The sequence below is a fragment of the Streptomyces sp. NPDC048441 genome (assembly GCF_043200235.1).
Lineage (GTDB): Bacteria > Actinomycetota > Actinomycetes > Streptomycetales > Streptomycetaceae > Streptomyces.
Genome location: NZ_JBICXM010000005.1, coordinates 482913 through 508156, shown reverse-complemented (window position 1 = coordinate 508156; position 25244 = coordinate 482913). Strand labels below are relative to the sequence as shown.

General features: G+C 70.5%; 25 protein-coding genes and 1 pseudogene. 14 read left to right on the top strand and 12 right to left on the bottom strand.

What is annotated here, in order from left to right; genetic code table 11:
• Positions 1–251: 251 nt before the first annotated feature.
• From ectA to thpD, 4 genes are all read left to right on the top strand, one after another.
• A complete protein-coding gene (gene ectA, locus ACGFSB_RS16040; protein WP_393398957.1) occupies positions 252–845 on the top strand; it encodes a diaminobutyrate acetyltransferase in 594 nt (197 codons plus the stop codon).
• Between the two features lie 76 nt (positions 846–921).
• Positions 922–2193, top strand: a complete 1272-nt coding sequence (ectB, locus tag ACGFSB_RS16035) for a diaminobutyrate--2-oxoglutarate transaminase (protein WP_393398955.1) — start codon at positions 922–924, stop codon at positions 2191–2193.
• A 78-nt stretch (positions 2194–2271) separates the two neighbouring features.
• The gene (locus tag ACGFSB_RS16030; RefSeq protein ID WP_393398953.1) at positions 2272–2682 is read left to right on the top strand and encodes an ectoine synthase; all 411 of its coding nucleotides are present in this window, start codon (positions 2272–2274) and stop codon (positions 2680–2682) included.
• A gap of 142 nt (positions 2683–2824) precedes the next feature.
• Positions 2825–3724: an ectoine hydroxylase gene (gene thpD / locus ACGFSB_RS16025; RefSeq protein ID WP_393398951.1), complete on the top strand. Its 900-nt coding sequence runs from the start codon at positions 2825–2827 to the stop codon at positions 3722–3724.
• An 82-nt stretch (positions 3725–3806) separates the two neighbouring features.
• On the opposite strand, the gene ACGFSB_RS16020 is transcribed toward thpD, so the two are convergent.
• The gene (locus tag ACGFSB_RS16020) at positions 3807–4883 is read right to left on the bottom strand and encodes an alkene reductase (protein WP_393398949.1); all 1077 of its coding nucleotides are present in this window, start codon (positions 4881–4883) and stop codon (positions 3807–3809) included.
• Positions 4884–5019: 136 nt separating this feature from the next.
• Between ACGFSB_RS16020 and ACGFSB_RS16015 the strand changes: the two genes are divergently transcribed.
• Positions 5020–5511 (top strand): MarR family winged helix-turn-helix transcriptional regulator, encoded by a 492-nt coding sequence (locus tag ACGFSB_RS16015; RefSeq protein ID WP_393398947.1) that lies wholly within the window; start codon positions 5020–5022, stop codon positions 5509–5511.
• A 30-nt stretch (positions 5512–5541) separates the two neighbouring features.
• Here the strand turns inward: ACGFSB_RS16015 and ACGFSB_RS16010 are convergent.
• The 5 genes and pseudogenes from ACGFSB_RS16010 to ACGFSB_RS15990 form a co-directional block, all read right to left on the bottom strand.
• Positions 5542–5787, bottom strand: a pseudogene (locus tag ACGFSB_RS16010) (sigma factor); the annotation flags it as partial.
• A gap of 69 nt (positions 5788–5856) precedes the next feature.
• Complete coding sequence (locus ACGFSB_RS16005; RefSeq protein ID WP_393398945.1) at positions 5857–6903, bottom strand: aminotransferase class V-fold PLP-dependent enzyme; 1047 nt, start codon at positions 6901–6903, stop codon at positions 5857–5859.
• A 70-nt stretch (positions 6904–6973) separates the two neighbouring features.
• Positions 6974–7693 (bottom strand): DsbA family oxidoreductase, encoded by a 720-nt coding sequence (locus tag ACGFSB_RS16000; protein ID WP_393398943.1) that lies wholly within the window; start codon positions 7691–7693, stop codon positions 6974–6976.
• 78 nt (positions 7694–7771) lie between these two features.
• Complete coding sequence (locus ACGFSB_RS15995; protein ID WP_393398941.1) at positions 7772–8251, bottom strand: GNAT family N-acetyltransferase; 480 nt, start codon at positions 8249–8251, stop codon at positions 7772–7774.
• Between the two features lie 53 nt (positions 8252–8304).
• Positions 8305–9309, bottom strand: a complete 1005-nt coding sequence (locus tag ACGFSB_RS15990) for a GlxA family transcriptional regulator (protein WP_393398939.1) — start codon at positions 9307–9309, stop codon at positions 8305–8307.
• A 71-nt stretch (positions 9310–9380) separates the two neighbouring features.
• Here ACGFSB_RS15990 and ACGFSB_RS15985 point away from each other — a divergent pair, with 71 nt between their 5' ends.
• Complete coding sequence (locus tag ACGFSB_RS15985; RefSeq protein WP_393398937.1) at positions 9381–10787, top strand: MFS transporter; 1407 nt, start codon at positions 9381–9383, stop codon at positions 10785–10787.
• A gap of 43 nt (positions 10788–10830) precedes the next feature.
• Here the strand turns inward: ACGFSB_RS15985 and ACGFSB_RS15980 are convergent, their stop codons facing one another.
• Both ACGFSB_RS15980 and ACGFSB_RS15975 read right to left on the bottom strand, forming a co-directional pair.
• A complete protein-coding gene (locus ACGFSB_RS15980) occupies positions 10831–11439 on the bottom strand; it encodes a DUF1349 domain-containing protein (RefSeq protein WP_393398935.1) in 609 nt (202 codons plus the stop codon).
• Between the two features lie 5 nt (positions 11440–11444).
• Positions 11445–12974, bottom strand: coding sequence for an aldehyde dehydrogenase (NADP(+)) (locus ACGFSB_RS15975; protein WP_393398933.1), 1530 nt, complete (start codon positions 12972–12974; stop codon positions 11445–11447).
• 144 nt (positions 12975–13118) lie between these two features.
• On the opposite strand from ACGFSB_RS15975, the gene ACGFSB_RS15970 reads away from it, so the two are divergent.
• The 5 genes from ACGFSB_RS15970 to ACGFSB_RS15950 all read left to right on the top strand — a co-directional run bounded on the left by ACGFSB_RS15970 (position 13119) and on the right by ACGFSB_RS15950 (position 18000).
• Positions 13119–13889, top strand: coding sequence for an IclR family transcriptional regulator (locus ACGFSB_RS15970; protein WP_393398931.1), 771 nt, complete (start codon positions 13119–13121; stop codon positions 13887–13889).
• Positions 13890–13900: 11 nt separating this feature from the next.
• A complete protein-coding gene (locus tag ACGFSB_RS15965) occupies positions 13901–14392 on the top strand; it encodes a GNAT family N-acetyltransferase (protein ID WP_393399063.1) in 492 nt (163 codons plus the stop codon).
• Positions 14393–14481: 89 nt separating this feature from the next.
• Entirely contained in the window at positions 14482–15792 is a 1311-nt protein-coding gene (locus ACGFSB_RS15960) for a sensor histidine kinase (protein WP_393398929.1), read from the top strand.
• On the top strand, positions 15789–16457 hold the full coding sequence (locus ACGFSB_RS15955) for a response regulator (RefSeq protein ID WP_393398927.1): 669 nt from the start codon (positions 15789–15791) through the stop codon (positions 16455–16457). The genes ACGFSB_RS15960 and ACGFSB_RS15955 overlap by 4 nt, the downstream gene beginning before the upstream one ends.
• 94 nt (positions 16458–16551) lie before the next feature.
• Positions 16552–18000, top strand: coding sequence for a peptidoglycan D,D-transpeptidase FtsI family protein (locus ACGFSB_RS15950; RefSeq protein WP_393398925.1), 1449 nt, complete (start codon positions 16552–16554; stop codon positions 17998–18000).
• Between the two features lie 78 nt (positions 18001–18078).
• Here the strand turns inward: ACGFSB_RS15950 and ACGFSB_RS15945 are convergent, their stop codons facing one another.
• Complete coding sequence (locus ACGFSB_RS15945) at positions 18079–18885, bottom strand: HAD family acid phosphatase (protein ID WP_393398923.1); 807 nt, start codon at positions 18883–18885, stop codon at positions 18079–18081.
• A 180-nt stretch (positions 18886–19065) separates the two neighbouring features.
• Positions 19066–19653 carry a TIGR03086 family metal-binding protein gene (locus ACGFSB_RS15940; RefSeq protein ID WP_393398921.1) on the bottom strand — a complete coding sequence of 196 codons (588 nt, stop codon included), beginning with the start codon at positions 19651–19653 and terminating at the stop codon, positions 19066–19068.
• A gap of 184 nt (positions 19654–19837) precedes the next feature.
• Here ACGFSB_RS15940 and ACGFSB_RS15935 point away from each other — a divergent pair, with 184 nt between their 5' ends.
• Positions 19838–21037: an MFS transporter gene (locus tag ACGFSB_RS15935; protein WP_393398919.1), complete on the top strand. Its 1200-nt coding sequence runs from the start codon at positions 19838–19840 to the stop codon at positions 21035–21037.
• Here the strand turns inward: ACGFSB_RS15935 and ACGFSB_RS15930 are convergent.
• Positions 21000–22166, bottom strand: coding sequence for a hypothetical protein (locus ACGFSB_RS15930; RefSeq protein WP_393398917.1), 1167 nt, complete (start codon positions 22164–22166; stop codon positions 21000–21002). The two genes, ACGFSB_RS15935 and ACGFSB_RS15930, sit on opposite strands and share 38 nt — an antisense overlap.
• Positions 22163–23116, bottom strand: a complete 954-nt coding sequence (locus ACGFSB_RS15925; protein ID WP_393399061.1) for a 5-dehydro-4-deoxyglucarate dehydratase — start codon at positions 23114–23116, stop codon at positions 22163–22165. Before ACGFSB_RS15925 ends, ACGFSB_RS15930 begins: the two co-directional genes overlap by 4 nt.
• A 255-nt stretch (positions 23117–23371) precedes the next feature.
• Here ACGFSB_RS15925 and ACGFSB_RS15920 point away from each other — a divergent pair, with 255 nt between their 5' ends.
• Both ACGFSB_RS15920 and ACGFSB_RS15915 read left to right on the top strand, forming a co-directional pair.
• Positions 23372–24181: an NAD-dependent epimerase/dehydratase family protein gene (locus tag ACGFSB_RS15920; RefSeq protein ID WP_393398915.1), complete on the top strand. Its 810-nt coding sequence runs from the start codon at positions 23372–23374 to the stop codon at positions 24179–24181.
• Between the two features lie 220 nt (positions 24182–24401).
• The gene (locus tag ACGFSB_RS15915; protein ID WP_393398913.1) at positions 24402–25172 is read left to right on the top strand and encodes a DeoR/GlpR family DNA-binding transcription regulator; all 771 of its coding nucleotides are present in this window, start codon (positions 24402–24404) and stop codon (positions 25170–25172) included.
• Positions 25173–25244: the final 72 nt, after the last annotated feature.

Genomic DNA, 25244 nt, shown 5'->3' with positions numbered 1-25244 from the left:
CGCTTTCCGGACACCTAAACACTAAGATTCCGACAGCGCCAATCTCGCAATTCGGACACATCTCCAGGGAGTTACGGTTCTGTGACGTACTCCACATCATGTCCGCTAAGTGCGCTATGCCCCCGTCAAATCGGGCCATAGCGCCGGGCTTTCCTGCGAGCGCGCACCCCCGCGTGATAACACATATAGCGCCCTGACGGAACCCCTTCCCCCGATGCAATTATAGAAATTGCTCGGTAAATTCAATCCGCATGACCGCTGCACAAGCCGATCTACCGACCGACCTGCAAGCGAATTCCCTGAAAATGCCCGAGGGGTTGCGACTCGACACTCCTGACGTCGCCGACGGCGCCGCAATCTGGCGGATCGCCCGCGACTCGAAGGTGCTCGACCTCAACTCGTCGTACAGCTACCTGCTGTGGTGCCGGGACTTCGCTGCCACCTCCGTGGTGGCCCGGGACTCGAACGGTGAACCCGCCGGGTTCATCACCGGCTACATCCGGCCCGAGCGCCCACGCACCCTGGTGGTCTGGCAGGTGGCCGTCGACCAGGCGCACCGCGGCCGCGGCCTTGCCGGTGCGCTGCTCGACGGTCTGACCGCCAAGGTCGCCGCCGACCGGGAGCTGGTCTCGGTCGAGACGACCATCACGCCGGACAACACCCCCTCCGAGCGGCTCTTCACCTCGTACGCCAAGCGCCACGACGCGACGGTCGAGCGCACGGTGCTCTTCGACGCGGGGCTCTTCCCCGACGAGGGGCACGAGCCCGAGGTCCTGTTCCTCATAGAGCCGATCGCCGGAACCGGGAAAACAGCGCAGATCGGGCCGGAAGAGCCACTCGGCTGAGTTCCGCCCCTCCCCCCACGCTCCACCCGTCAACTCCCCCACCTCCCACGTCTTTCCATCTCCCAGGAGATCTGCTGTGACCATCACCCAGCCCGACCTGAGCGTCTTCGAGACCCTGGAGTCGGAGGTGCGCAGCTACTGCCGCGGTTGGCCCACCATCTTCGACCGTGCGCAGGGCAGCCGCATGTTCGACGAGGACGGCCACTCGTACCTCGACTTCTTCGCCGGGGCCGGCTCGCTCAACTACGGCCACAACAACCCGGTCCTCAAACGCGCCCTGATCGACTACCTGGAGCGCGACAGCATCGTCCACGGCCTGGACATGTCGACGACCGCCAAGCGCGCGTTCCTCGAGTCGTTCCAGAACATCATCCTGCGCCCGCGTGACCTGCCGTACAAGGTCATGTTCCCGGGCCCGACGGGTACCAACGCCGTCGAGTCCGCGCTGAAGCTGGCGCGCAAGGTCAAGGGCCGCGAGTCGATCGTGTCGTTCACGAACGCCTTCCACGGCATGTCGCTCGGCTCGCTCGCGGTGACCGGCAACGCCTTCAAGCGCGCCGGTGCGGGTATCCCGCTGGTGCACGGCACGCCGATGCCCTTCGACCGCTACCTCGAGGGCACGACCCCCGACTTCGTCTGGTTCGAGCGTCTGCTGGAGGACCAGGGCTCCGGCCTGAACCAGCCCGCCGCCGTGATCGTCGAGACGGTGCAGGGCGAGGGCGGCATCAACGTCGCCCGCGCCGAGTGGCTCCGCAAGCTCGCCGACGTGTGCGAGCGCTGGGACATGCTGCTCATCGTCGACGACATCCAGATGGGCTGTGGCCGCACCGGCGCGTTCTTCTCCTTCGAGGAGGCGGGCATCACGCCGGACATCGTGACGGTGTCCAAGTCCATCAGCGGCTACGGCCTGCCGATGGCGCTGACCCTGTTCAAGCCCGAGCTGGACATCTGGGAGCCGGGCGAGCACAACGGCACCTTCCGCGGCAACAACGCGGCGTTCGTCACGGCCGCCGCCGCCCTGGAGACCTACTGGTCCGACGGCCCGGCCATGGAGAAGCAGACCCGTGCCCGCGGCGAGCAGATCGAAGAGGCGTTCGTCGCGATCGTCGAAGAGAACCCCGACGCGATCAAGGAGTACCGCGGCCGCGGCATGGTCTGGGGCATGGAGTTCCTGGACAAGGACCGTGCGGGCGCCATCGCCAAGCGGGCCTTCGAGCTCGGCCTGCTCATCGAGACCTCCGGCCCCGAGAGCGAGGTCGTCAAGCTCCTTCCGGCGCTGACGATCACCGCCGACGAGCTGGACGAAGGCCTTCGCACACTCGCCCGCGCGGTGCGCGAGACCGCCTGAGTGCTGCGCGGGCCGCCCCGGCCGGGCGGCCCGCGCAGCACGTCCTCACCCCCGTAAGAGAAAAGGAACCAACTCACCGTGATCGTCCGTTCGTTCAAGGACATTGAAGGCACCGACCGGCACGTGAAGGCCGCTTCGGGCACCTGGGAGAGCAAGCGCATCGTGCTCGCCAAGGAGCGCGTCGGCTTCTCGGTCCACGAGACCATCCTGTATGCAGGGACGGAGACTTCCATGTGGTACGCCAACCACATCGAAGCCGTCGTGTGCACCAAGGGCGAGGCCGAGCTGACCGACGACACGACCGGCAAGAAGTACACGATCACGCCGGGAACCATGTACCTGCTCGACGGGAACGAGAAGCACACGATGCGGATCAAGGAGGACTTCCACTGCATCTGTGTCTTCAACCCGCCCGTTACGGGGCGTGAGGACCACGACGAGAACGGCGTGTACCCGCTGCTCACGGAGCCGGAGCCGGAATCGGCCTGAAAGGGCCACGGCGCGAAAGGCCACGGCGCCACACTGAAGGGCTGAAGCACGCCCCCTGAATCTCCCCCGCCGCCCTCTTCCTCTGGGCGGCGGGGGTGTACATCCCGGAAAGGGCCGTACGAGAGGAGAGGCAGGCAACACCATGACCACCGCACCCGAACGCACCGCCGACCTGTACCCGACGCGAGGCACCGAAGAGGTCCTCATCGAGCGCAAGGACCCCGTCGTGTGGTCCGAGCCGGGTACGCCTGGGCCCATCGTGGCCGACGAACTGGCGGGGTTCGAACGGGACGGATTCCTGGCGATCGACCAGCTCATCACGCCCGACGAGGTGAGCGTCTACCACGCCGAGCTCGAGCGGTTGATCGACGACCCCACGATGCGGGAGAACGACCGCTCCATCGTGGAACCGCGTTCCCAGGAAATTCGCACCATCTTTGAGGTGCACAAAATCAGCGAGCTGTTCGCGAGGCTCGCTGCCGACCCGAGGGTGGTAGGACGGGCCCGGCAGATCCTGGGTTCCGACGTCTACGTCCACCAGTCCCGGATCAATGTGAAGCCGGGCTTCGGCGCCTCTGGCTTCTACTGGCACTCGGACTTCGAGACCTGGCACGCTGAGGACGGCCTCGCGAACATGCGAACCGTCTCGGTCTCGATCGCGCTCACCAAGAATCACGACACCAACGGCGGCCTCATGATCATGCCGGGGTCGCACAAGACGTTCCTCGGCTGTGAAGGCGCGACGCCGAAGGACAACTACAAGCGGTCCCTGCAGATGCAGGACGCGGGCATCCCCTCGGACGGGACGCTGACCAGCCTCGCCTCGGACTTCGGCATCCGGCTCTTCACCGGTGAGGCAGGCTCCGCGACCTGGTTCGACTGCAATGCCATGCACGGTTCGGGGGACAACATCACGCCGTTCCCGCGCAGCAATGTCTTCATCGTCTTCAACAGTGTGGAGAACACTGCGGTGGAGCCGTTCGCGGCGCCGATCCGGCGGCCGGATTACATTGGGGCCCGGGACTTCACTCCGGTGAAGTAACCCGGCCCATAAGGGAGTTGGCCCGGCACCTGGGGGTGCCGGGCTCGCTTTGTGCGGGGCGTGCGGGGCGTGCTCTACGGCTCTATGACTCGGGCAGCGACGGGTAGTCCGTGTAGCCCTTCTCCGTGCCGCCGTAGAACGTCGCCGCGTCAGGCGTGTTGTACGGGCCTTCGGCCTTGAGGCGGGCCGGCAGGTCGGGGTTGGCCAGGAACAGTGCGCCGTACGCGACGATGTCGGCGGTGCCGTCCTCGACGAGGGCGAGGGCATCGGGTCCGGTGGGGCCCTCGGTGGCGGGGCTCAGGATGAAGGTTCCGTCGAACCTCCCGCGCAGGTCCGTCACCAGGTCGCGGATCGGGCCCACCTCCATGACGTGCAGATACGCGAGGTCGAGCGCGCTCAGCTCCTTCGCCAGGGAGGTGTACGTCGCCTCAAGGTCGGCCTGGGGCTCGGAGATGTCGTTGAAGGGGTTGCCGGGCGAGAGGCGGAAGCCGGTGCGGGCCGCGCCGATCTCGGCGGCGACCGCCCGTGCTGTCTCGACCGCGAAGCGGATGCGGTTCTCCGGTGTGCCGCCCCACTCGTCGGTGCGCTGGTTGGAGCCCGGCGCCAGGAACTGGTGGATCAAGTAGCCGTTGGCGCCGTGCAGTTCGACTCCGTCGAAGCCCGCGGCGATCGCGTTGCGGGCCGCGGCCACGAAGTCGGCGATGGTGGCACGGACCTCGTCGCCGGTCAGCTCGCGGGGCGTGATGAAGTCCTTCGGACCCTCTGCCGTGTAGACCTGCCCCTTGGCCTGGATGGCCGAGGGTGCCACGTTCACCAGACCGTCGGGGAGCAGTACGGGGTGACCGACGCGACCGGCGTGCATGATCTGGGCGAAGATCTTGCCGCCCGCGGCGTGGACCGCGTCGGTGACCTTGCGCCAGGACTCGACCTGGCCGTCGGAGTGCAGGCCGGGAGTGTCCGGGTAGCCCTGGCCTATCGCGGATGGCTGGATGCCCTCCGTGATGATCAGGCCCGCCGACGCGCGCTGGGCGTAGTACTCGACGGTGAGCTCGGTGGCGGTGGCACCGGCACCGGCACGGCTCCGGGTCATCGGGGCCATGGCGATGCGGTTGCCGAGCGGGGTGCCGGAGAGGTCGAGCGAATCGAACGCGGTGGTCATCAGGTGCCCCCAGAGGGATGTAATTGGTCGGCCAATTAATAGAACCGAGCGTCACTGTAACTCATTCCTTGGCCGACCAAGCTAATCTGATGGGGCTGGCCCGCACCCCGCTACCGCCCCCCTCTCAGGAGTACCGATGAAAGCCTCGGCCGACCCCGCCTGTACCGAGCTCCCCACCGCGGCGCGGCGGGGGCCTGTCAGCCACACCGTGAGCCGGGTGGCCCGGCTGCACCGGACCGCGGCGGGCAAGGCGCTGAAGGGGGCGGGGCTCTACCCCGGCCAGGAGTTCGTGATGATGTACCTGTGGGACAAGGGGGCCGTGCGGCAGGCGGAGCTCATCAAGGCCGTCGACCTCGACCCGTCCACGGTCACCAAGATGCTCCAGCGGCTCGAACAGGCCGGGCATGTCCTGCGCCGCCCGGACCCGGACGACCGCCGAGCGGTCCTCGTCGAGGCCACGGACGCGAGCTGCGGGTTGCTGACGGCCGTGGAAGTGGCGTGGGGCGAGCTCGAGGAGCGGACGCTGGCCGGGCTCGACGCGGGTGAGCGGGCAGAGCTGACGCGGCTGCTCGGCCGGGTGGAGGCGAATCTGTGCACGGAGACGGCTGACTGCCCCGCAGGGGCGTAGAGACGCCCGCAGGGGCGTAGAGGACGGTCAGAGCCAGGTGCGCAGACTGCCGCGCCGCACGTCGAACGCGTAGGGCCTCGACCAGAGATGGGCGAAGACCTCCTGGGCCACGTCCTCCGCCGCGGCGGGGCTGCGGGTGACGCGTCCCGCGATGCGGTGGACGAGGGTGCCGTACGTGTCATAGGCCTCGGCGAGAGCCGTCTCGTCGCCGTACACCAGACGCTGGTGCAGATCGGTGTCCTTCGTGTCCTTCACAGGCTGTTCGGCCACTGACACCAGCACCACCGCCTCGTGAGGCCACCCCGTCCTGCCTTCCTAGCGCCCCGCGGCCCGGCGCGCCAGGGTTCAGCCGGACAGCACGTCGAGGATCCGGTCCACGTCCGCCTCCGTGTTGTACAGGTGGAACGAGGCTCGCAGGTGTCCCGCCCGCGCCGACGTGATGACCCCGGCACGGCTCAGCTCGGGCTCCCTGTCGGCGAGGCCGGGGACGGAGACGATGGGCGATGCGCCGGGGACCGGTTCGTGGCCCAGGCCGGCGAGTCCTGCGCGGTAGCGGGCCGCGAGGGCCGTGTCGTGGGCATGCACCGCTTCGATGCCGGTCTCCTCCAGGTACGCCAGGGCCGCCGCCGCGCCGTGGTACGCGAGGAAGGCGGGGGGTTCGTCGTAGCGGCGGGCGTCGGGGGCCAGTTCCGAGAGCGGGCCGTACGTGGAGTTCCAGGTGTCCGCCGCCGCGAGCCAGCCGCCGTGCAGCGGGAGGAGGGACTCCTGCGCCTCCTCGCTCACCGTCAGGAACGACGTACCGCGCGGGCAGAGCAGCCACTTGAAGGCGCCGGTGACGGTGTAGTCGTACAGACTCGCGTCGAAGGGCAGCCAGCCCGCGGTCTGCGTGGCGTCATTGAGGATGCGGGCGCCGTGGGCGGCGGCAGCCCCGCGCAGCGCCGTGTCGTCGGCGATCCGGCCGTCCGCCGACTGCACGGCGGAGTACACGACGAGGGCCGTGGTGGGGCGCACCGCATCGGCGAGGTCTTCAAGGGGCGCGTAGCGGATCTTGAGGTCACCGCGCACCACGAAGGGGTTGATGATCGAGCTGAAGTCCCCTTCGGGGAAGAGGACTTCGGAGCCGGACCGCTGCGCCGCGGCGATCAGTCCGGCGTGGACGGCGACCGAGCCGCCGTTGGCCACGCGCACGTGAGGCACGCCGACGAGCCGCGCGAAGGACGCGCGGGCGGCGTCCACGACCTCGAAGTCACCCGCGCCGCCGCGCCTGCCCGCACTGTTCTCCGCCGCGAGGGTCTGGATGGCCTCGACGGCGCGCGCGGGCAGCAGACCGCAGCTCGCCGTGTTCAGATACGTCGACGTGGGCGCGAACTCGGCGCCGTTGATGATCCCCATGGCATCAACTCTCGCGCCCGTTCACGCCCACGTCCATCGCGGATGCGTGGAGACATCCGGTTAGCGCTGCTTACGCTTCGTGGCTTCCGGTCTGCGGGACCGCGCAGCCGTCGGGGCCGCAGGCGTCGCCGTCGGCCAGGGTGGTGAGGGGTGAGCGGCTGTCCCACGCCTGATCGAGGGCCTGCGCGAAGACGTCGGCGGGCTGGGCGCCGGAGACGCCGTACTTGCGGTCGAGGACGAAGAACGGCACGCCGTTCGCGCCGAGTTCGGCGGCCTCGCGCTCGTCGGTGCGTACGTCGTCGGCGTAACGGGAGGAGTCGGCGAGGACCGCGCGGGCGTCGTCCGCGTCGAGACCGGCCTCGACCGCGAGCTCCACGAGCCGCTCGTCGTCGAAGACGGAACGCTCCTCGGCGAAGTTGGCCCGGTAGAGGAGCCCGATCAGCGCGTCCTGCCTGCCCTGCTCCCTGGCGAAGTGCAGGAGGCGGTGCATGTCGAAGGTGCTGCCGTGGTCGCGGCCCTCGGTGAGGTAGTCGAGGCCTTCGGAGGAGGCGTTCACTCCGAGGTTGCGCTCGGCCTCCTGGGCCTGCTCCTCGCTCATGCCGTACTTCTTGGCGAGCATGGGGATCACGAGCCCGCTGTCGCCCTTGGCCCGCGAAGGATCGAGCTCGAAGGAGCGGTGCACCACCTCGACGCCGTCGCGGTGCGGGAAGGCGGCGAGCGCCTTCTCGAAGCGGGCCTTGCCCACGTAGCACCAGGGGCAGGCGATGTCGCTCCAGATCTCGACGCGCATGTGTCTAGCTCTCTTCAGGTCGTACGGGCAGTGCGGAGGGTCCCTCCGGTCAGTTGAACAACGTACGACCGGCGCTTCTCATTCCCCGGCCGTCACGGAGAGCCGCATCCGCAGGTGAGTGCCCGCTCCCGCGCCAGGCTCCGCGGGCTGCCAGCCGTGGCGGGCGTAGAAGGCCTGGGCGCGGCCGTTCTCGCGGTGGACGTCCAGAGAGGCCGTCCGGATGCCGTCGGCCCGCCACTCCTCCACGCAGGCGGCGTGCAGGGCGGCGCCGACCCCCGCGCGCCAGTGGTCGGGGTCGACGTGGAACTGGAAGAGCGCCACGGTGTCCGCCGCCTCGTCATCGGGCGTACGGAAGGACGCGATGCCCACGATCCGGCCCTCGCGGACCGCGCACAGCACATGGCCGTCACGGCGCTCGACCGCTCCCCGCCACATCGCCGTCCCGTCGACGCCCGCGTCCGGCAGTCCTTCGGGGTAGTACGTGGCGCGGGCGCGGGCGTGCAGGGCCGCCAGGGCGGGGGCATCGGCGGTGAGTGCGGTGCGTATGACGGTCGGCATCACAGTCCGCATCGTCGTGGGGGGAGTGGGGGGAGTGGGGGGAACTGAGTGGATCACGCTGCGATAGACGTGTTCCGGGAGTCTTGAGTTCCTAGGCGGCTGAACTGGACGCGGTAGGCGCTCGGCGTGAGTCCCGTGCGGCGCACCAGGTGGCCGCGGAGTGAGTCCGCGGTGCCGAGACCGCAGGCCTGGGCCACCTGGTCCATGGCGAGCGACGTCGTCTCCAGGAGTTCCTTCGCCCGCTCGATGCGCTGGTGGAGCAGCCACTGCAACGGGCTCACCCCGCTCTCGGCATGAAAACGCCGGGTGAGGGTGCGCACGCTGACGCCCGCGTGTCTGGCCAGGTCGGTGAGCGTGAGCGGCTCGTCGAGGTGCCGCATGGCCCAGCCCCGGGTGTCGGCGCAGGCGTTGCCGCGCTCGGGCGGGAGCGGGGTCTGGGTGAACTGGGTCTGGCCGCCTGGCCGTACGGGGGCGACGAGCGCGGACCTCGCCACCTCGTTGGCGACGGCCGCTCCGTAGTCGGTACGGATGATGTGCAGGCAGAGGTCGATCCCGGCGGCGTACCCGGAGGACGTCATCACCTGACCGTCCTCTACGTAGAGGACGTCTCCCTTGAGATCGAGCGCCGGGTAGCGGCTGCGCAGCTCTTCGGCGAGCTGCCAGTACGTGGTCGCGCTGCGCCCGTCGAGCAGTCCCGCCTCCGCGAGCACGAAGGCGCCACTACAGATGGACGCGATGCGCCTGCCCGCGGCGGCGGCGTCGCGGACGGCGGCGACGGTCCGGGGGTCGGGTTCGTAGCGGTGTCCGGTGCCCGCGACGAGGACGGTGTCGGCGTCCCGTACGGCGTCGAGACCGCGCTCCACCTGGAGGCTGAGCCCGCCGGTGGTGGCGATGGCGCCGGGCTGCGGGGTGCAGACGACCACTTCGTAGCCGGGTCCGCCCGCCACCTCGACCCTCTCGAGGAGCATCTCGGGGACCGCGAGATTGAACATCGACACAGGTGAGGGCGCGATGACGGCGACGCGGTGGGGGCGATGGGCAGGCTTGGGGCGGGGCATGGCCAGAACCTCCGGAGGTATGGCATTCAGGCCACTACTGTAGACGTGCCCTGGCCAGCAGACTCATGGACATGGCAACGAAACCCCTCCTCCGCGAAGGTTCAGGCCCCACAGGGCAGTTGACGGAACCGGCTCCTGCGCCCCGCCCCACGCCCGGCAAGGGCCGCACCTCCCCCGGTCTCACGCTCGCCGCAGCCATGCTCGGCTTCGCCCTGATCACGCTCGACGCCTCCGTGGTGAACGTGGCGCTGCCCGCGATCGGCGACTCCCTGGGCGGCGGCATGTCCGGCCTCCAGTGGGTCGTGGACGCCTACACCCTCGCCTTCGCCGCCCTGATGCTGTCCACCGGCGCGCTCTCCGACCGGATCGGCGCGACCCGGTCGTACGCGATCGGCATCGCGGTGTTCACCGCCGCATCGGTGGCGTGCGGCTTCGCTCCCTCCCTTCCCGCGCTGATCGGCGCGCGGGTGGTGCAGGGTGTCGCCGCCGCCGTGGTCCTGCCGGCCTCGCTCTCCCTCGTACGCCAGTCCTACTCGAACGCGGCCAAGCGGGCGCGTGCGGTGGCGATGTGGGCGGCGGGCGGTTCGGTGGCGGTGGCCCTCGGCCCGGTGGCGGGCGGTGCGCTGACCACTGCGTGGGGCTGGAGCGGCATCTTCTTCATCAACGTCCCGTTGGGGGCGGTGGCGCTCGTGCTGTTGCTGCGGGCGCCGCGCTCGGAGCGGCGGCCCGCGCCGCTCGACGTGCCGGGGCAGTTGCTTGCCGTACTGACCCTGACGGCCTTGACCTTCGCGGTGATCGAGGGCGGTACGACGGGTCTGATCGCCCTGGCCGTCGCGGTGGCGGCGGGGGCGGTGTTCCTGTGGACGGAGACGCGACAGGCGCATCCGGTGGTGCCGCTCGGCCTCTTCCGCGACCGGACGGTCGCGATCACTGTCGCGGCCGGGGCCGCGTGCAGTGTCGCCTTCTACGGCCTCGTCTTCGTCTTCAGCCTCTTCTTCCAGGAGGTGCAGGGGCGTTCGGCCCTGTGGGCCGGTCTCATGTTCCTGCCGATGACCGGGCTCATCGCGGTGACGAATGTCTTCGCCGGGAAGCTGGCGGCACGGGTGGGGCCCCGGACGCCGATGCTGGCGGGGCAGGCGGTCGCGGTGGCCGGGCTGCTGCTGCTCGTGCTGTTCGCCGACGCGGGGACGCCCGCGCTCGGCCTGGCGTTCCTCATGGTGCCGCTGGCGCTCGGCTGCGCGCTGACGATCCCGCCGCTCACCGCGGCGATGATGGAGGCGGTACCCGCCGACCGGGCGGGTCTTGCCGCGGGGGTCCTCAACTCGGCCCGGCAGGTGGCCGGAGGCCTGGGGATCGCGGCCTTCGGGGGGCTTGTCGCCGGGGACTTCGTTTCCGGGATGCGGGTGAGTCTGCTGATCGCGGCGGGGTTGCTGGCGGTTACGGGGGTGGCGACGCTGCGGCTGCGGCGGGGACGTTGATCTTTCCCCGATCCCGCCAGGGACGGTGCGCGCGGCCGCAGGGTCAGGAACCATCCCTGAGGCCCCGCGGCCAGTTCGGGCGGAACTCGATCCCGTCGTACGTCACCACGCACCCCTCCCCGACAGGGGACTGCGCCATGAAGCCCACCAGCGCCGCACCCGCCGTCTTCTCCTCGCCGAGGGAGAAGATCCGGACGAACCTCCAGCGCTCCCCGTCCAAGGAGGCGTGGAAAGCGAACGCCGAGCCCGTGCGGCTGATGCGGAGCCAGACGCTGCTGCCGTCCACCACGAACGCGTTCGAGTCGTCGGAGCGGCCGCGGGTGACGACCGTGCAGACCGTCGCCTCGTCCGGCGACCGCTCGAGGCAGAGCTTGGCCCACTCCCGGTCGCCGACGTGGAGGTAGAGAACCCCCGCGTCGAACGCCGCCGCGAAGCCGACCGTCACACGGGCGATCAGCTGGAAGTCGCCCTCGGGCGCACCGAGGAGGCGGGGCGCGTCCGACGCGGGGTCCAGGGCCTCGCCCGTCGGGGGCACGAAGCGGTCCTGGCGGGCGCCCGCCCAGCCGGTGAGTACCCCGTTCTCGTACGACCAGTTTCCGTCAGGGCCGTACGAGCGCAGGGAGAAGGGCAGTTCGGGGATGTCGACGTCCATGGGCGTCAGTGTTCCAGGCGCCCGTCGTAGCGACGCGGCAGCCCCAGCGGGTTGTCGTCCCGCAGCTCGGGCGGGAGCAGCGCGGCGGGCGTGTTCTGGTACGCCACGGGGCGCAGCCAGCGCTCGATCGCCGTACCGCCCACGGAGGTGGAGGTGGACGTCGTCGCGGGGTAAGGACCGCCGTGGTGCTGCGCGGGCGCCACCGCGACCCCGGTCGGCCATCCGTTGACCAGGACGCGACCGGCGAGCGGCGTGAGTTCGGCGAGCAGCGCCGCGCCGCTGCCCTCGCCCGCGACCTCATCGGCGGACAGCTGCACCGTCGCCGTCAGGTTGCCGGGAAGCCGCGTGAGCACGGCGGTGATCTCCGCCTCGTCCTCGTAGCGCGCGACGACCGTCACGGGACCGAAGCACTCCTCCAGGAGCAGATCGTGCTCACCGGAGACCGCGAGCCGCGCCGCGGGAACCGTCAGGAAGCCCGCGCTCACCGTGTGCTCGCTGCCCGCGCCCGGCGTCACCGGCGCGTCCACGTCCGGCAGTTCGCCCCGCTCGCGCACGCCCGCCACGAAGTTGTCCCGCATCCGGTGGTCGAGGAGTACCCCGGCCTCGGTGTCGCTGACCGCTGCGGTCAGGGACTTCACGAAACGGTCGCCGCCCGCGCCCGTCGGCGCGAAGACCAGGCCCGGCTTGACGCAGAACTGGCCGACGCCGAGCGTCATCGAGCCCGCGAGCCCGGCGCCGATCTCCTCCGCGCGCTCGACCGCCGCGGCCTCGGTCACGACGACCGGGTTGAGGGAGCCGAGCTCGCCGTGGAAGGGGATCGGCACGGGGCGGGCCGCCGCCGCGTCGAAGAGGGCGCGGCCACCGCGGATCGAGCCCGTGAAGCCGGCGCCGGAGACGAGGGGGTGCTTGACCAGCTCGACGCCCGCATCGAAGCCGTGCACGAGGCCGACGACACCCTCCGGGATGCCGTGCAGGCCCGCGGCCCGCCGCAGCAGCGCCGCCACCAGCTCGGAGGTGGCCGGGTGGTCCGGGTGCGCCTTGACGACCACGGGGCAGCCCGCGGCGAGCGCGCTCGCGGTGTCGCCGCCGGGGACGGAGAAGGCGAAGGGGAAGTTCGATGCCGAGTAGACGGCTACGACGCCCAGCGGGATCTTGTAGCGCCGCAGGTCCGGGATGGGCGGGGTCGCGCTGCTGTCGGGGTGGTCGATGACGACGCCCAGGAACCCGCCCTCGTCGACCACATCGGCGAAGGCCCGCAGTTGGTAGCAGGTGCGGGCGAGTTCACCGGTGAGCCGGACGGGACCGAGCGCGGTCTCCGCGTCCGCGGCCTCCACCAGGTGATCCTTGGCCCCGTCGAGCAGTTCCGCCGCGGAGCGCAGGAACGCCGCGCGTACGGTGCGGTCGGCCAGGGCGTCCTGGGCGGCCAGTGCGGCACGTACATCCTGGTCCACCTCCTGGACTGTGGCTTCGACCGCAACCTGTTCGCGCTGCTTCCCGGTTCGGGGGTCGACACTCCAGACTGGTGCTGCTGCCACCGCGGGCTCCTCAAGAGGTGATGCCACAGATGTGCTGATGTGCTGCCACCCACCTGGGCTGTTCGATATGCTGAACGCTGTCTCCGGTGATGAATAGCGGAGACTTCGGAGACTATTTCTCGTCGAACTAAGGGGTCAAGGGCGATGTCGGCTGGCGAGACTGGCGGGGCGCAGGTCAAGTCCGCTGTGCGGACGGTGGAGTTGCTCGAGTATTTCGCGGGCCGCCCCGGAATGCACTCTTTGGCCGCCGTCCAGGAAGCCGTCGGGTACCCCAAATCCAGCCTCTACATGCTCCTTCGTACGCTGGTGGAGCTGGGCTGGGTGGAGACGGACGCGACGGGCACGCGGTACGGGATCGGGGTGCGGGCCCTGCTTGTCGGCACCTCGTACATCGACGGCGACGAGGTCGTGGCAGCCGCACGGCCCACCCTCGACCGCCTCTCGGACGACACCACGGAGACGATCCACCTGGCGCGCCTCGACGGCACGAACGTCGTGTATCTGGCCACGCGCCAGTCGCAGCACTACCTGCGGCCCTTCACTCGGGTCGGCCGTCGCCTCCCGGCGCACTCGACGTCCCTGGGCAAGGCCCTGCTCGCCACCCACACCGACGAGCAGGTCCGCAAGATGCTCCCGGAGACGCTGCCCGCGCTGACCGAGCACACGATCACCGACCGCGAGAAGCTGATCGAGGAGCTGCGGACGGTCCGTGAGCAGGGCATCGCGGTGGACCGCGAGGAGAACACGCTCGGCCTGCGCTGTTTCGGCGTCGCGATCCCGTACCGCACGCCCGCGCGGGACGCCATCAGCTGCTCGGTGCCGGTGGCACGGCTGACGCCCGCGCACGAACAGATGGTGAAGGACGCGTTGTTCGACGCGCGGGACCGCTTGACACTGGCGACTCGTAGGCTCTGACCATGGTCAGCATGGATATCAGCCTCCGCCCGGTCCACGACAGTGATCTCCCGGTCTTCTACCGGCAGATGAACGATCCCGAGTCGAACCACGTCGCCGCGTTCACCTCGCCGAAGACGGCGGACTGGACGCTCTTCGAGGCCCACTGGAAGGGACTTCGGGAGTCCGCCGACGTCGACGTGCGCACGGTCCTCGCGGACGGCGACGTGGTGGGCAGTGCGGCGGTGTACGGGGAGCCGGGCGAGCGCGAGGTCACGTACTGGATCGACCGCTACTACTGGGGCCGGGGGCTCGCCACGGCGGCCTTGCGGGGACTCCTCGCGGAGGTGCCGGAGCGGCCTCTCTACGCACGGGCGGCCGCGGACAACGCGGGGTCACTGCGAGTGCTCGAGAAGTGCGGGTTCCGGGTCACTGCCGCTGCGCGAGGCTTCGCCCATGCACGGGGCGAGGAGATAGACGAGGCGGTGCTGATCCTGGGGGAATCCGGCCCGTCCGGCGATTGAGCACATCTCGTGGCTCCTCCCCCGCACGGCGGACCCGGATCATCGCCACGCAGGACGTGCCCCGCGCCCCGCGACGGGAGCCTGGGGACATGCCCGCCACAGCCCTGACCGTTCCGACCGCCCTGTTCGGGCGGCGGGCCCGGCGCCGCTGGGTCCATCTGATCCTCGGCGGCGCGCTCGCCATGCCGTACGTCCTCGTGGGCTCCGTCATCGTCGGGCCGCTGCTCGGCGAGGACAACGTGTTCGGCTCGCTCACCTCCCAGCTCGGCGCCTTCGCCGTGGGGTTGCCGCTCGCCGCTGTCACCGCGCTCTTCCCGCTCACCCGGCCCATCTCGGTGGCCGCCGTACGCGCCCTCTGCGCAGTGCCTGCCGATGCGCTCGCCGACGGGCCCGCCCGGTCCCGGCAGGCGCGCGGGCGCACTGCCACGTGGTTCACGCTGCACCTCGGGTTCGGCGGGATCATCAGCGGGATGTCCCTCGCCCTGCCGCCGTTCGCGACGATGCTCATCGCACTGCCGTTCGTGGCGGCGCTGCGGGGCAGCCGGGCCGGGATGCCCGAAGTCTTCGGCGACGGCTGGATGCTCGCGCTGTCGCCGGTCATCGGGGCCCTCTCCCTCGTCGCGCTCGCGGGGTGCGCGGCGGCGGCAGGGGGCCTGCTCGCGCGCTGGGCGCCCGAACTCCTCGGGCCGACGCCCGCCGACCGGCTCGCGGCAGCCGAACAGCGCGCCGCGGACCTCGCCGTACGCAACCGGCTCGCGCGGGAGCTGCACGACTCGGTGGGCCACGCACTGAGCGCCGTCACGCTCCAGGCGAGCGCGGCCCGCCGCGTCCTTGACCGCGACCCGGAGTTCGTCCGCGACGCGCTCGCCGCCATCGAGGAGACGACCCGGCGCACCGTGGGCGAACTCGACGCGGTCCTCGGGGTGTTGAGGGAGGGCGGGGAAAGCGGCGGGGCGAGCGGCGGCGACCGGGCGAGTCCGACCGCGCCCGCCCCCACCCTCTCCACCGATCTCGACGGGCTCCTCAAACGCACCCGCGCGAGCGGCCTGCGGGTGAAGGCGACGGTCGATCTCGGCCCCGGAGGCCCGGACGCCCTGCCCCCGATGGTGTCCCGCGAGGCCTACCGCATCGTCCAGGAGAGCCTGAGCAACGCCCTGCGGCACGCGGACCACGACGCCCCCGTCGCCCTCCGCGTCGCCCTGGAAGGCACCGACCTGGAGATCCTCGCGGAGAACCCGCTGCCCCGCACCGCTCCCGCGCCCGCGCCCCGCCCCGGCGGCGGACACGGCCTGCGGGGCATCACCGACCGGGCCAGGCTCCTCGGCGGCACGGTCCTGACGGGCCCCGCCGACGGGGTGTGGCGAGTGAACGTACGACTTCCCCTGAAGGGACCCGCATGACCGGCACAACCGGCGGCCCCATCCGCATCGTGCTCGCCGACGACGAGCGCATGGTGCGCACCGCCCTGCGCGTGATCCTCTCCGCCGAGCCCGACCTGGAGGTCGTCGGCGAGGCGGCGAGCGGCGCGGAGGCGGTGTCCGTCGTGCGCGAGCTGAAGCCCGACGTGGTGCTCATGGACGTACGTATGCCGGAGATCGACGGCATCCGCGCCACCGAGCAGATCCTGCGGACACTTGCCGACCCGCCGCGCATCGTGGTCGTGACGACTTTCGAGAACGACTCCTACGTGTACGAGGCGCTGCGCGCCGGGGCCTCCGGGTTCCTGCTCAAGCGGGCCGACGCGGACTCGCTCGTCCAGGCCGTGCGTCTTGTCGCGCGCAGCGACTCGCTGCTCTTCCCGGCCGCCGTGCGCGCCCTGGCCGCCGAGTACGCGCGCGAGAAGCCCGCCGCCCCCGCCTGGGTGGCCAGGCTCACCGGGCGCGAGAGCGAGGTCCTGCGGCTGATGGCGGCGGGTCTGACCAACGCGGAGATCGCCGGGCGGATGGGCGTGGGCCCCGCGACGGTGAAGACACATGTGGCGGCGGTGCTCGCCAAGACGGGGGCGCGGGACCGCACGCAGGCGGTGATCGCGGCGTACGAGGCGGGCTTCATGAAAGACGTCTGAGCGCGATCGGGAACAGCGCCGCCGACTATGAGGAATGTCTGAGAAACCCCGCAGAACGGAACGAAAGCATCCGTGCGGCTCGTCCTCCCGTGGGATGAACAAGACGATCAGGCGTGCCTCGGTCTTCACGCTGCTGCTCGTGCTCGCCCTCCTGGCGCGGGCGACGTGGGTGCAGTTCTACGACTCGAAGGCCCTCGCAGACGACAAGCTGAACCGGCGCAACGCGATCGAGCAGTACGCGCACCCGCTGGGCGACATCATCGTGGGCGGTGACTCCGTCACCGGCTCCGAGCGGACGTCGGGCGGTGACCTCGCGTACAAGCGCACGTACAAGGACGGCGATCTGTACTCGGCCGTCACGGGCTACAGCTCGCAGGTGTACGGAGCGACGCAGATCGAGGGCATCTACAAGGACGTGCTCGACGGCACCGACAACCGGCTGAAGAACCCGCTGGACACAGTGACCAACAAGCGCGCCGATCCGGGCGACGTGGTGACGACCATCGACCCCTCCGTACAGAAGGCCGCGTACAAGGCGCTCGGCGACAAGAAGGGCGCGGCGGTCGCCGTCGACCCGAAGTCGGGCAAGATCCTCGGCATGGTGTCGACTCCCTCGTACGACCCCTCGAAGATCAGCGGTTCCACGGACTCCAAGGAGTGGAAGGCGCTCCTGAAGGACGCGGACAAGCCGACGGTCAACCGCGCGCTGCGGCAGCCGCTGCCGCCGGGTTCGACGTTCAAGCTGGTCGTCGCGGCGGCGGCCCTTGAGGACGGGCTCTACGGTTCGGCGGACACCAAGACCGAAAGCCCGAACCCGTACAGGCTGCCCGGCACGACCAGGGACCTCGAGAACGAGAGCGCGAGCGCGCCCTGCGAGGACGCGACGATTCGTACGGCGCTCCAGTACTCGTGCAACAACGTCTTCGGGAAGATGGCCGTCGACCTGGGCCAGGACAAGGTCAAGTCGATGGCCGAGAAGATGGGCTTCAACGCCGAGAAGTTGGACGTGCCGGTGCGCGCGAGCGAGAGCGTGTACCCCTCGGACATGGACAAGGCCCAGACGGCCCTGACCGGCATCGGCCAGTTCGACGTGACGGCGACGCCGCTGCAGATGTCGATGGTCTCCGGAGCGATCGCCAACGGCGGCGAGCTGGTGTCGCCGCACATGGTGTCCCAGATCACCGACTCGGACGGCAATGTCCTCGAGTCGTACGACGACGCGGACTCGCAGCGTGTGATGAGCGAGGGCACGGCGAGTCAGCTGCAGTCGGCGATGGAGACGGTCGTCGAGAAGGGCACCGGTACGAACGCGCAGATCAGTGGCGCGGACGTGGGCGGCAAGACCGGTACGGCCCAGCACGGCGAGAACAACAGCAAGACGCCGTACGCGTGGTTCACGTCGTACGCGAAAGGGAGCGACGGCAAGGAGGTCTCCGTCGCGGTCATCGTCGAGTCCTCGAGCGCGGCACGGTCGGAGGTCAGCGGCAACGGCCTCGCGGCGCCGATCGCCAAGTCGATGATGGAGGCGGCGCTGACGTCGTAGGGCCTGCTCCCACAGCGGCCCGCCGCCCTCCTACAGCGGCCTCCGTGGCCGCTGTAGGAGGGCGTTCCGCCCCATGAGTCACCCCACGAAGTACGTCGGGTTCGGCAGCTTGTACGTCTTGTCCGCGTAGCCGCCCGCGAGGTCGGAGACCTGGTCGCCGAAGCTGCCGACGATGTCGTAGCCCGTCGACTCGATGTGCTTGCGGGTGCCTTCCTTGAACTGCACGGTGGTGCACTCCCACTTGGCGGGCGTGGCGCAGTTGTTCAGGTAGGCGGGCGGGTCCGTCTTGTTCTTGGTGAACACGTGCGTGGTGTCGAGGCGCGTGTCGTACCCGGCCTTGGCGAGGTTGGTGACGGCCCCCTCGCGCTGCGACTCGCTCAGGCCGGTCAGGAAGAAGACCTCCACGCCCTTGCCCTTGGCGTACGAGACCAGTTCGGGCATACCGAAGACGGCGGGGCGCTTGGCCGCCTTCACGTACGCGTCCCACGTGGTGTTGTTGTACGTGTAGTTGGTGGTCTTCTCGTAGTCGAAGCTGAGCAGCGCGGTGTCGTCCACGTCGAGGACGATCGCGGGCTTCTTGCCGCTCTTCCTGCCGCTCTCCTTGCCATGCGCGGCGGCCTTCCTGATGTCCTTCTTCGCCTTCGCCTGGATGCGCGCGAGGTCCTTGGCGTACGGACTGTCGGGCGAGGACCGCCAGACGCCATCGGCGTCCTGATGAGCGCCGTAGTAGTCGTCGATCTCACCGACGAGCACGCCGATGTTCTGGGGTTCGGCGGTGTGCCGCGCCGAGGCATTGTCGGCGGTGGCGGCGCCGGTGCCGTAGAGCGCGGCACCGGCGACGGCACAGGCGGTGGCGATGCCCGCCACCCGTAGGGACTTCCGCATATGTCGATTTCTCCGGATCAGATTCAGGGTCAGAGTCTGTGCAGGGGCAACAAGTTCGAGCAGGTCAACACCTGTCTACGCGCAATGTCTACGCGCATCACACGCACCCTCGCGAGACTCCGGGACACCCTTTACCCGATCGATATCTGAGCCTGGGGAAAGTCCGGCGCTCAGCCGCCGTCAGCCGCCCGGCGTCCAGCGCGGGTCGCGGCCGCTCATGCCGATGACGCGGTCGAGGAGCGGGGCGTCGTCCGGCACCGGGACCACGGCCCCGAACAGGCTGTTCCCGGATGTGCCGCCCTCCTCGGGCGTGAGCAGGGCCTGGGCCACCCCGAGGCTCGCCTCGTCGGGGGCGTACGCCTGGCCCGTCGCCCGCGCCAGGTCCCAGCCGTGCACGACGAGTTCATCGAGGGCGACGGCACCCGCGACGGCGCCCGGCAGATCGATGCCGCCCGCCCGGGTCATGCCCTCCCACGCGGCCGGGTCGCGCCACGCCTCCACCAGCTCGTCGAGCAGCTTCGGCAGCTCGGCACGCCACTCGGGGCCGATGTCCGGCAGGACGCTCCCCGGGGCCTGGTCGAGGTGAGGCCCGAGGTCCTTGCGCGCGGCGTCCCGGAACGCGCCGGTGAGACCGACCAGATGACCCAGCAGATGGCGCACCTCGTACTCCGGGCAGGGCGTGGGCCCGGAGAGCCGCTCATCGGTGACGCCATCCGCGAGCCCCGCCACGAGCCTGGCCTGCGGCGCGAAGTCGATCGTCCCTGTCATGGGGTCCTCCTGAGTCTCGGCAGCCCGGCTCCACGGGCCGTGGTCCTGCCTTGTAGACCGCCCCGGCGCCCGGAACTCATCGCCGGACCGGCACGCGGATCTACCGCGTCCACCGCTATCCACACCGCATCTACCGCACCTGCCCTATGCCGGGCCGGGGGCCTTAGAACCACCATCGTCTGCCATGACATCGACGATCACGCGGGTCCTGCGCAACCGCGACGCGAGCCTCTGTCTGGGTGCGGTGGTGGTATCCGGCTTCGGGAGCTCCGCCATGTGGCTGGTCTCCGGGATCTGGGTGAAGGAGCTGACCGGGTCGGACGGCCTGGCCGCCCTGTGCACCTTCGCCCTCTGGGCCCCGGCCCTGATCGGCCCCCTCCTGGGCACGATCGCCGACCGCACCCGCCGGGGCCCTCTGCTCATCGGCACGAACCTGGCCCTGGGCGCCCTGCTGACCTCTCTCCTGTTCGTCGACTCCACGAGCACTCTGTGGATCCTCTACGCGGTGCTCTTCCTCTACGGGGCGTGTGGCGCCGTCACCGACGCGGCGGAGGCGGCCCTGGTGACGGCGGCCGTCGGCAAGGATCTGACGGGCGACTTCAACGGCCTGCGGATGTCCGCGAACGAGGGCATGAAGCTCATCGCCCCGCTCGCCGGAGCGGGCCTCTTCGCCGCCTACGGAGGCACCCGGGTGGCGCTCCTGGACGCCGCCACCTTCGTACTCGCGGCCGGAATGTTCACGCTGCTGCGGGTGCACGAGGACACACCCGTGCGTGGCGCGTTGGGCTGGCGGGCTCAAACAGCCGAAGGGGCACGCTACTTGTGGGCCCATCCGCAGCTGCGCCCCCTGGTCCGCGCGGGCGGCCTGACCATGCTGACCTCGGGGATCAGCGGGGCGGCCGTCTACGCCGTCGTGGAGGGGCTCGGCCACTCCCCCGCGTACACCGGCGTCCTGTACGTCGTGCAGGGCGCCGGATCGGTCGCGGTCGGCGTCGCTTCGGGGGCGCTGATGCGGCGCTTCGGAGGGCGGCGGTTCGGCGGGGCGGGCATCGCGCTCACCGCGCTCTCCGTGGTCCTCCAGTCACTGCCGTACGACGTGACAGCCCTGGCCGGCAGCCTCGCCAACGGCCTGGGGCTGCCCTGCGTACTGATCGCGGGCATGACGGCGGTACAGCGCGAGACGCCACAGGCCCTGCTCGGCCGCGCGGCGGCGACGGCGAACACGCTGATGTTCACACCGACCGCGCTGGGCATCGCCCTGGGCGCGGGCCTCGTCGAGACCGTCGACTACCGCGTTCTGCTGCCGGTCCTGGCAGGGGCGCGACTGCTGATCGCCGCGCCCCTGCTCAAGACCCCCCTGACAGGGCCTTCTTCACGTACGTGAGATCGCCGTCCGACGCCAACCCCGCGTGATAGAGCCGTAGTTCATCGGCGCCCAGCGTGCGCGCGCGCGTGGCGTCGGCGGCGAGCGTGGCGGGGCTGCCGCCCATGCCGGACACGATGGTGAAGTTCGCGGCGAGGACCGTGCCTTCGGTGCGGTGCCCGGCGAACGGAGTGAGCGCTCCGGCGCCGCCCGTGCAGGGCACGACCACGCCGTCGGCCACGGAGAGGATGTGTGCCGGGTCGACACCGGCGTTCGCCCCGCAGTGATAGGCCACCGGGTCTGCGTGCAGCAGCACTTGGAAGCCTTCCGGGGCGGCCGCGCGCACGGCCGCGATCGCCGCCTCCTGGAGTGCGCGGGCGGTTTCCTCGCGCCACGCGCGCGTGGCGTTCGCCGTTTCCGCGCCGATGAGCTTCTCCACCGCGTCCCAGCCGCCGGTGGGCTCGTCGCCGCGCCACAGGGGCTCCAGGGCGCGGCGGACTCCGGTCGCCAGCTCACCGGGGTCGAGCCCTTGCCCGGCGTACCCCGCGCGGCAGTCCGCGCAGAAGCACAGCGACATCAGGTACTGCCCGGCCTCCCCGAGCGGCACTCCCGCGATCTTGTCGTGGGCGTGCAGATGCGCGAGGCCGTACCAGCCGAGGGACTCCAGTTCGGTGCCGCGCGCGCCGGGGCGTGCGGCGGCCTCCGCCGCGAGGTCGACGAGGTACGCGCGCGTGGCGGGCCGCGCGATGCAGGGCGCCCAGGGGTAACGGTCTCCGTAGGCGTTGACTACGGAGGTGTCCGGATGGTCGGCGCCCATACGGGAGTTGTGGGCGAGGACCACCCAGGTGTGCACGTCGAGCCCGGCGGCGGCCAGCGCTTCGGCGGCCTCTCCGTAGGCGTCACCGGGCGCCCAGTGTCCGGCCGCGTACGGACGCAGCTCGCGCCCTTCCCACCGGTTGCCGGGCTCGTAGAGGACCGCCGCATACTCGGCGGTGACGATGCGGTGGCGGGGGTGGCGGGGGGTCAGCGCGCGCGTGGAGTGGTAGGCGGAGGCGAGGGTGACCTGCTGGACGCCGAGTTCCGCGATGCGCGCGGGGGCGGCGGGGTCGCCGACGATGTCCCAGGGGTACAGGAAGGCGGAGGCCCTCACGCGCCCGCCTCCCGCACCAGGGCGCGCCCGCGCTCGGTCAGCTCGGCGAGGCGCTTGATGTGGTCGTCGGCGGGTTCGTGCAGCGGCGTCCGCACCCCGCCGACGTCGAGCCCGCCCATGCGTACGCCCGCCTTGACGAGGGAGACGGCGTATCCACGCCCCTCGGCGCGCAGCTCCACGAAGGGCCGGTAGAAGCCGTCGATGAGCCGGTTCACCAAGGCGTCGCCCTCGACGGTCCCGGCGTTGAACGCCCGGTGGAAGGCGAGCGCGATGTCAGGCGCGAAGCAGAAGACGGCCGACGAGTAGAGCGTCACGCCGATGCCCCGATAGGCGAGCCCGGTCAGCTCGGCGGTGGGCAGGCCGTTGAAGTAGAGGAATTCCTCCGGGACTTCGGCACGCACGGCGCTGACGATGCGCTGCATCAGGTCCATGTCGCCGAGGCCGTCCTTGAAGCCGATGATGCCCTCGGTGCGGGCGAGCTCGACGACCGTCTCCGGAGTGAACACGGCGTTGTCGCGCTGGTACACGATGACGTCGAGGGAGGTGGCCCCGGCGAGCTCGGCGTAATGCCTGAGGAGGCCCTCCTGCCCGGCGACGACGAGGTAGGGCGGCATCGCGAGCAGTCCGTCGGCTCCGGCTTCCTCGGCGAGCTTCGCGTACCGCACGGCGAGCGCGGTGCCGTACCCGGCGCCCGCTACCACCGGCACCCGCCCGGCCGACTCCTCGACGGCGGCGGCGACGCACGCCTGGAACTCCTCGGGGGTCAGGGCGTGGAACTCGCCGGTGCCACAGCAGGCGAACACGGCCGCCGCGCCCGCCTCGACGCCCGCGCGCACGTGCTCGCGGAAGATGTCGAGGTCGAGGGAGCCGTCCGGTCCATAGGCGGTGACGGGGAAGAACAGCGGCCCGCTGGGGATGACGAGTCGAGCGGCGAGGGGTGCTGACGTCACGGGCTCTCTCACGGGCTCTCCCTAAGCGTGCGTGCACGTTTCTGATTCACGTCTATATTTCTGAACACACCTACGCTAAGCCGCTCCCCGAGCCCTGGTCAAGCGCCAAGGTCCGCGAGAGAACGGTGATTCAAGAGCGGATTCCCCGCCTCCGTACGACACTTGACGCAACGGGGCGCCGATCTCTAGCGTGTCCACAGATGTGAATGCTGTACGCGCACACGAATGCAGCCGCTGATCCGAGGAGACTCCCTCATGCCCGCTCCCCGCACCATCCTGCTCACCGGCGCCGCAGGCGGCCTCGGCACCTTGATGCGGGGGCTCCTTCCGGCCCACGGCTACGAACTTCGGCTGCTCGACGTGAGGCCCATCGAGGGCGAGCCCGACGCGATCACGGCGGACCTCGCCGACAAGAAGGCGCTGCGGGACGCCGTGCGGGGTGTCGACGCGATCATCCATCTCGCGGGCATCTCCCTGGAGTCCTCCTTCGACAAGATCCTGCGGGCGAACATCGAGGGGACGTACAACCTCTACGAAGCCGCGCGCGAGGAGGGTGTGTCCCGGATCGTGTTCGCGTCGTCGAACCACGCGGTGGGGTTCACACCGCGCCCGGTCGGCGACGACCCGCTGATCCCGGTCGACGTGACGCACCGCCCCGACACCTTCTACGGCCTTTCGAAGTCCTTCGGCGAGGACCTGGCCCAGCTCTACTGGGACAAGCACGGCCTGGAGACGGTCTCGGTGCGGATCGGATCGTGCTTCTTGGAGCCGTCGAGCGTGCGGATGCTGTCCGTCTGGATGAGCCCCGGGGACGGGGCCCGGCTGTTCCACGCGGCGCTGACCGCTTCCGCGGTGGGGCATTCGGTGGTGTACGGGTCGTCCGCGAATACGCGGCTGTGGTGGGACCTTTCGTCGGCACGTGCGCTCGGCTATGCGCCGCAGGACGACTCCGAGCCGTACGCGGAGAAGTTGGTGGCTGAGCAGGGGGAGCTGGATCCGGCGAACCCGGATCACGCGAATCTTGGGGGGCACTTCTGCACTAACCCTCCGGTGTGGCCGTACTAGGGGGGAAGAAGAGCCCTGAACCCGCACCCGGGCACCGAACGGGCACCCCCTACCCCCCGAACGGGCACCCCTCCCGCCCGAAGCAGAGGCCACAGCCCCGCCAAACGGGCACAGCCGGGCACCATCACCCCCGCTCCGAGCCTGTTCACGTACCGCCCCCCGCTGTAGAAATTCCCCACAGGGCCCGAACGGGCACAGGCGAGGAAGGGAGGCGGCACGCATGACCGCGGAAGAGCGCCAGCGGGAAATCGTCAGGGCGGCACGGACCTCCGGCGCCGTGGACGTCACCGCACTCGCCATCAAGCTGGGCGTCGCCAAGGAGACCGTCCGCCGCGACCTCCGCGCCCTGGAGGACCACGGCCTGGTCCGCCGCACCCACGGCGGCGCCTACCCCGTGGAGAGCGCCGGCTTCGAGACGACCCTCGCGTTCCGCACCACCATGCACGTCCCGGAGAAGCGGCGGATCGCGACCGCCGCCGCCGACCTCCTCGGCGACGCCGAGACCGTCTTCGTCGACGAGGGCTTCACCCCGCAGCTCATCGCCGAAGCGCTCCCCGAGGCCGCCAGGGGCCGCGCCCTGACCGTGGTCACCGCATCCCTGGCGACCGCCGGCGCCCTCGCGGAGGCCGACAACATGTCCGTCCTCCTCCTCGGCGGCCGTGTCCGCCCCGGCACCCTCGCGACCGTCGACCACTGGACGACCCGGATGCTGGCGGGATTCGTGATCGACCTCGCGTACATCGGGGCCAACGGCATCTCCCGTGAGCACGGCCTGACCACGCCCGACCCCGCGGTCAGCGAAGTGAAGACGCAGGCCATCCGTGCGTCTCGGCGCACCGTGTTCGCGGGCGTGCACACCAAGTTCGGGGCGACGAGCTTCTGCCGGTTCGCCCACGTCGGCGAGCTGGAGACGATCGTCACGAGCACCCAGCTGCCCGCCTCCGAGGCGCACCGCTACTCGCTCCAGGGCCCTCAGGTCATCCGCGTCTGACGCCACCCGGCAGCACCACGTCCGCTCAGCTCCCCGCACATCCCGTGACCCCGCACGCCCAAAAACACCCCC

What these genes read in the sequence shown, in the direction of transcription:
- ectA (WP_393398957.1), top strand. Translation starts at nt 252, where the DNA reads ATGACCGCTGCACAAGCCGATCTACCGACCGACCTGCAAGCGAATTCC.
- thpD (WP_393398951.1), top strand. Translation starts at nt 2,825, where the DNA reads ATGACCACCGCACCCGAACGCACCGCCGACCTGTACCCGACGCGAGGC.
- ACGFSB_RS16020 (WP_393398949.1), bottom strand. Translation starts at nt 4,883, where the DNA reads ATGACCACCGCGTTCGATTCGCTCGACCTCTCCGGCACCCCGCTCGGC.
- ACGFSB_RS16015 (WP_393398947.1), top strand. Translation starts at nt 5,020, where the DNA reads ATGAAAGCCTCGGCCGACCCCGCCTGTACCGAGCTCCCCACCGCGGCG.
- ACGFSB_RS16005 (WP_393398945.1), bottom strand. Translation starts at nt 6,903, where the DNA reads ATGGGGATCATCAACGGCGCCGAGTTCGCGCCCACGTCGACGTATCTG.
- ACGFSB_RS16000 (WP_393398943.1), bottom strand. Translation starts at nt 7,693, where the DNA reads ATGCGCGTCGAGATCTGGAGCGACATCGCCTGCCCCTGGTGCTACGTG.
- ACGFSB_RS15995 (WP_393398941.1), bottom strand. Translation starts at nt 8,251, where the DNA reads ATGCCGACCGTCATACGCACCGCACTCACCGCCGATGCCCCCGCCCTG.
- ACGFSB_RS15990 (WP_393398939.1), bottom strand. Translation starts at nt 9,309, where the DNA reads ATGCCCCGCCCCAAGCCTGCCCATCGCCCCCACCGCGTCGCCGTCATC.
- ACGFSB_RS15985 (WP_393398937.1), top strand. Translation starts at nt 9,381, where the DNA reads ATGGCAACGAAACCCCTCCTCCGCGAAGGTTCAGGCCCCACAGGGCAG.
- ACGFSB_RS15980 (WP_393398935.1), bottom strand. Translation starts at nt 11,439, where the DNA reads ATGGACGTCGACATCCCCGAACTGCCCTTCTCCCTGCGCTCGTACGGC.
- ACGFSB_RS15970 (WP_393398931.1), top strand. Translation starts at nt 13,119, where the DNA reads ATGTCGGCTGGCGAGACTGGCGGGGCGCAGGTCAAGTCCGCTGTGCGG.
- ACGFSB_RS15965 (WP_393399063.1), top strand. Translation starts at nt 13,901, where the DNA reads ATGGATATCAGCCTCCGCCCGGTCCACGACAGTGATCTCCCGGTCTTC.
- ACGFSB_RS15960 (WP_393398929.1), top strand. Translation starts at nt 14,482, where the DNA reads ATGCCCGCCACAGCCCTGACCGTTCCGACCGCCCTGTTCGGGCGGCGG.
- ACGFSB_RS15955 (WP_393398927.1), top strand. Translation starts at nt 15,789, where the DNA reads ATGACCGGCACAACCGGCGGCCCCATCCGCATCGTGCTCGCCGACGAC.
- ACGFSB_RS15950 (WP_393398925.1), top strand. Translation starts at nt 16,552, where the DNA reads ATGAACAAGACGATCAGGCGTGCCTCGGTCTTCACGCTGCTGCTCGTG.
- ACGFSB_RS15945 (WP_393398923.1), bottom strand. Translation starts at nt 18,885, where the DNA reads ATGCGGAAGTCCCTACGGGTGGCGGGCATCGCCACCGCCTGTGCCGTC.
- ACGFSB_RS15940 (WP_393398921.1), bottom strand. Translation starts at nt 19,653, where the DNA reads ATGACAGGGACGATCGACTTCGCGCCGCAGGCCAGGCTCGTGGCGGGG.
- ACGFSB_RS15935 (WP_393398919.1), top strand. Translation starts at nt 19,838, where the DNA reads ATGACATCGACGATCACGCGGGTCCTGCGCAACCGCGACGCGAGCCTC.
- ACGFSB_RS15920 (WP_393398915.1), top strand. Translation starts at nt 23,372, where the DNA reads ATGCCCGCTCCCCGCACCATCCTGCTCACCGGCGCCGCAGGCGGCCTC.
- ACGFSB_RS15915 (WP_393398913.1), top strand. Translation starts at nt 24,402, where the DNA reads ATGACCGCGGAAGAGCGCCAGCGGGAAATCGTCAGGGCGGCACGGACC.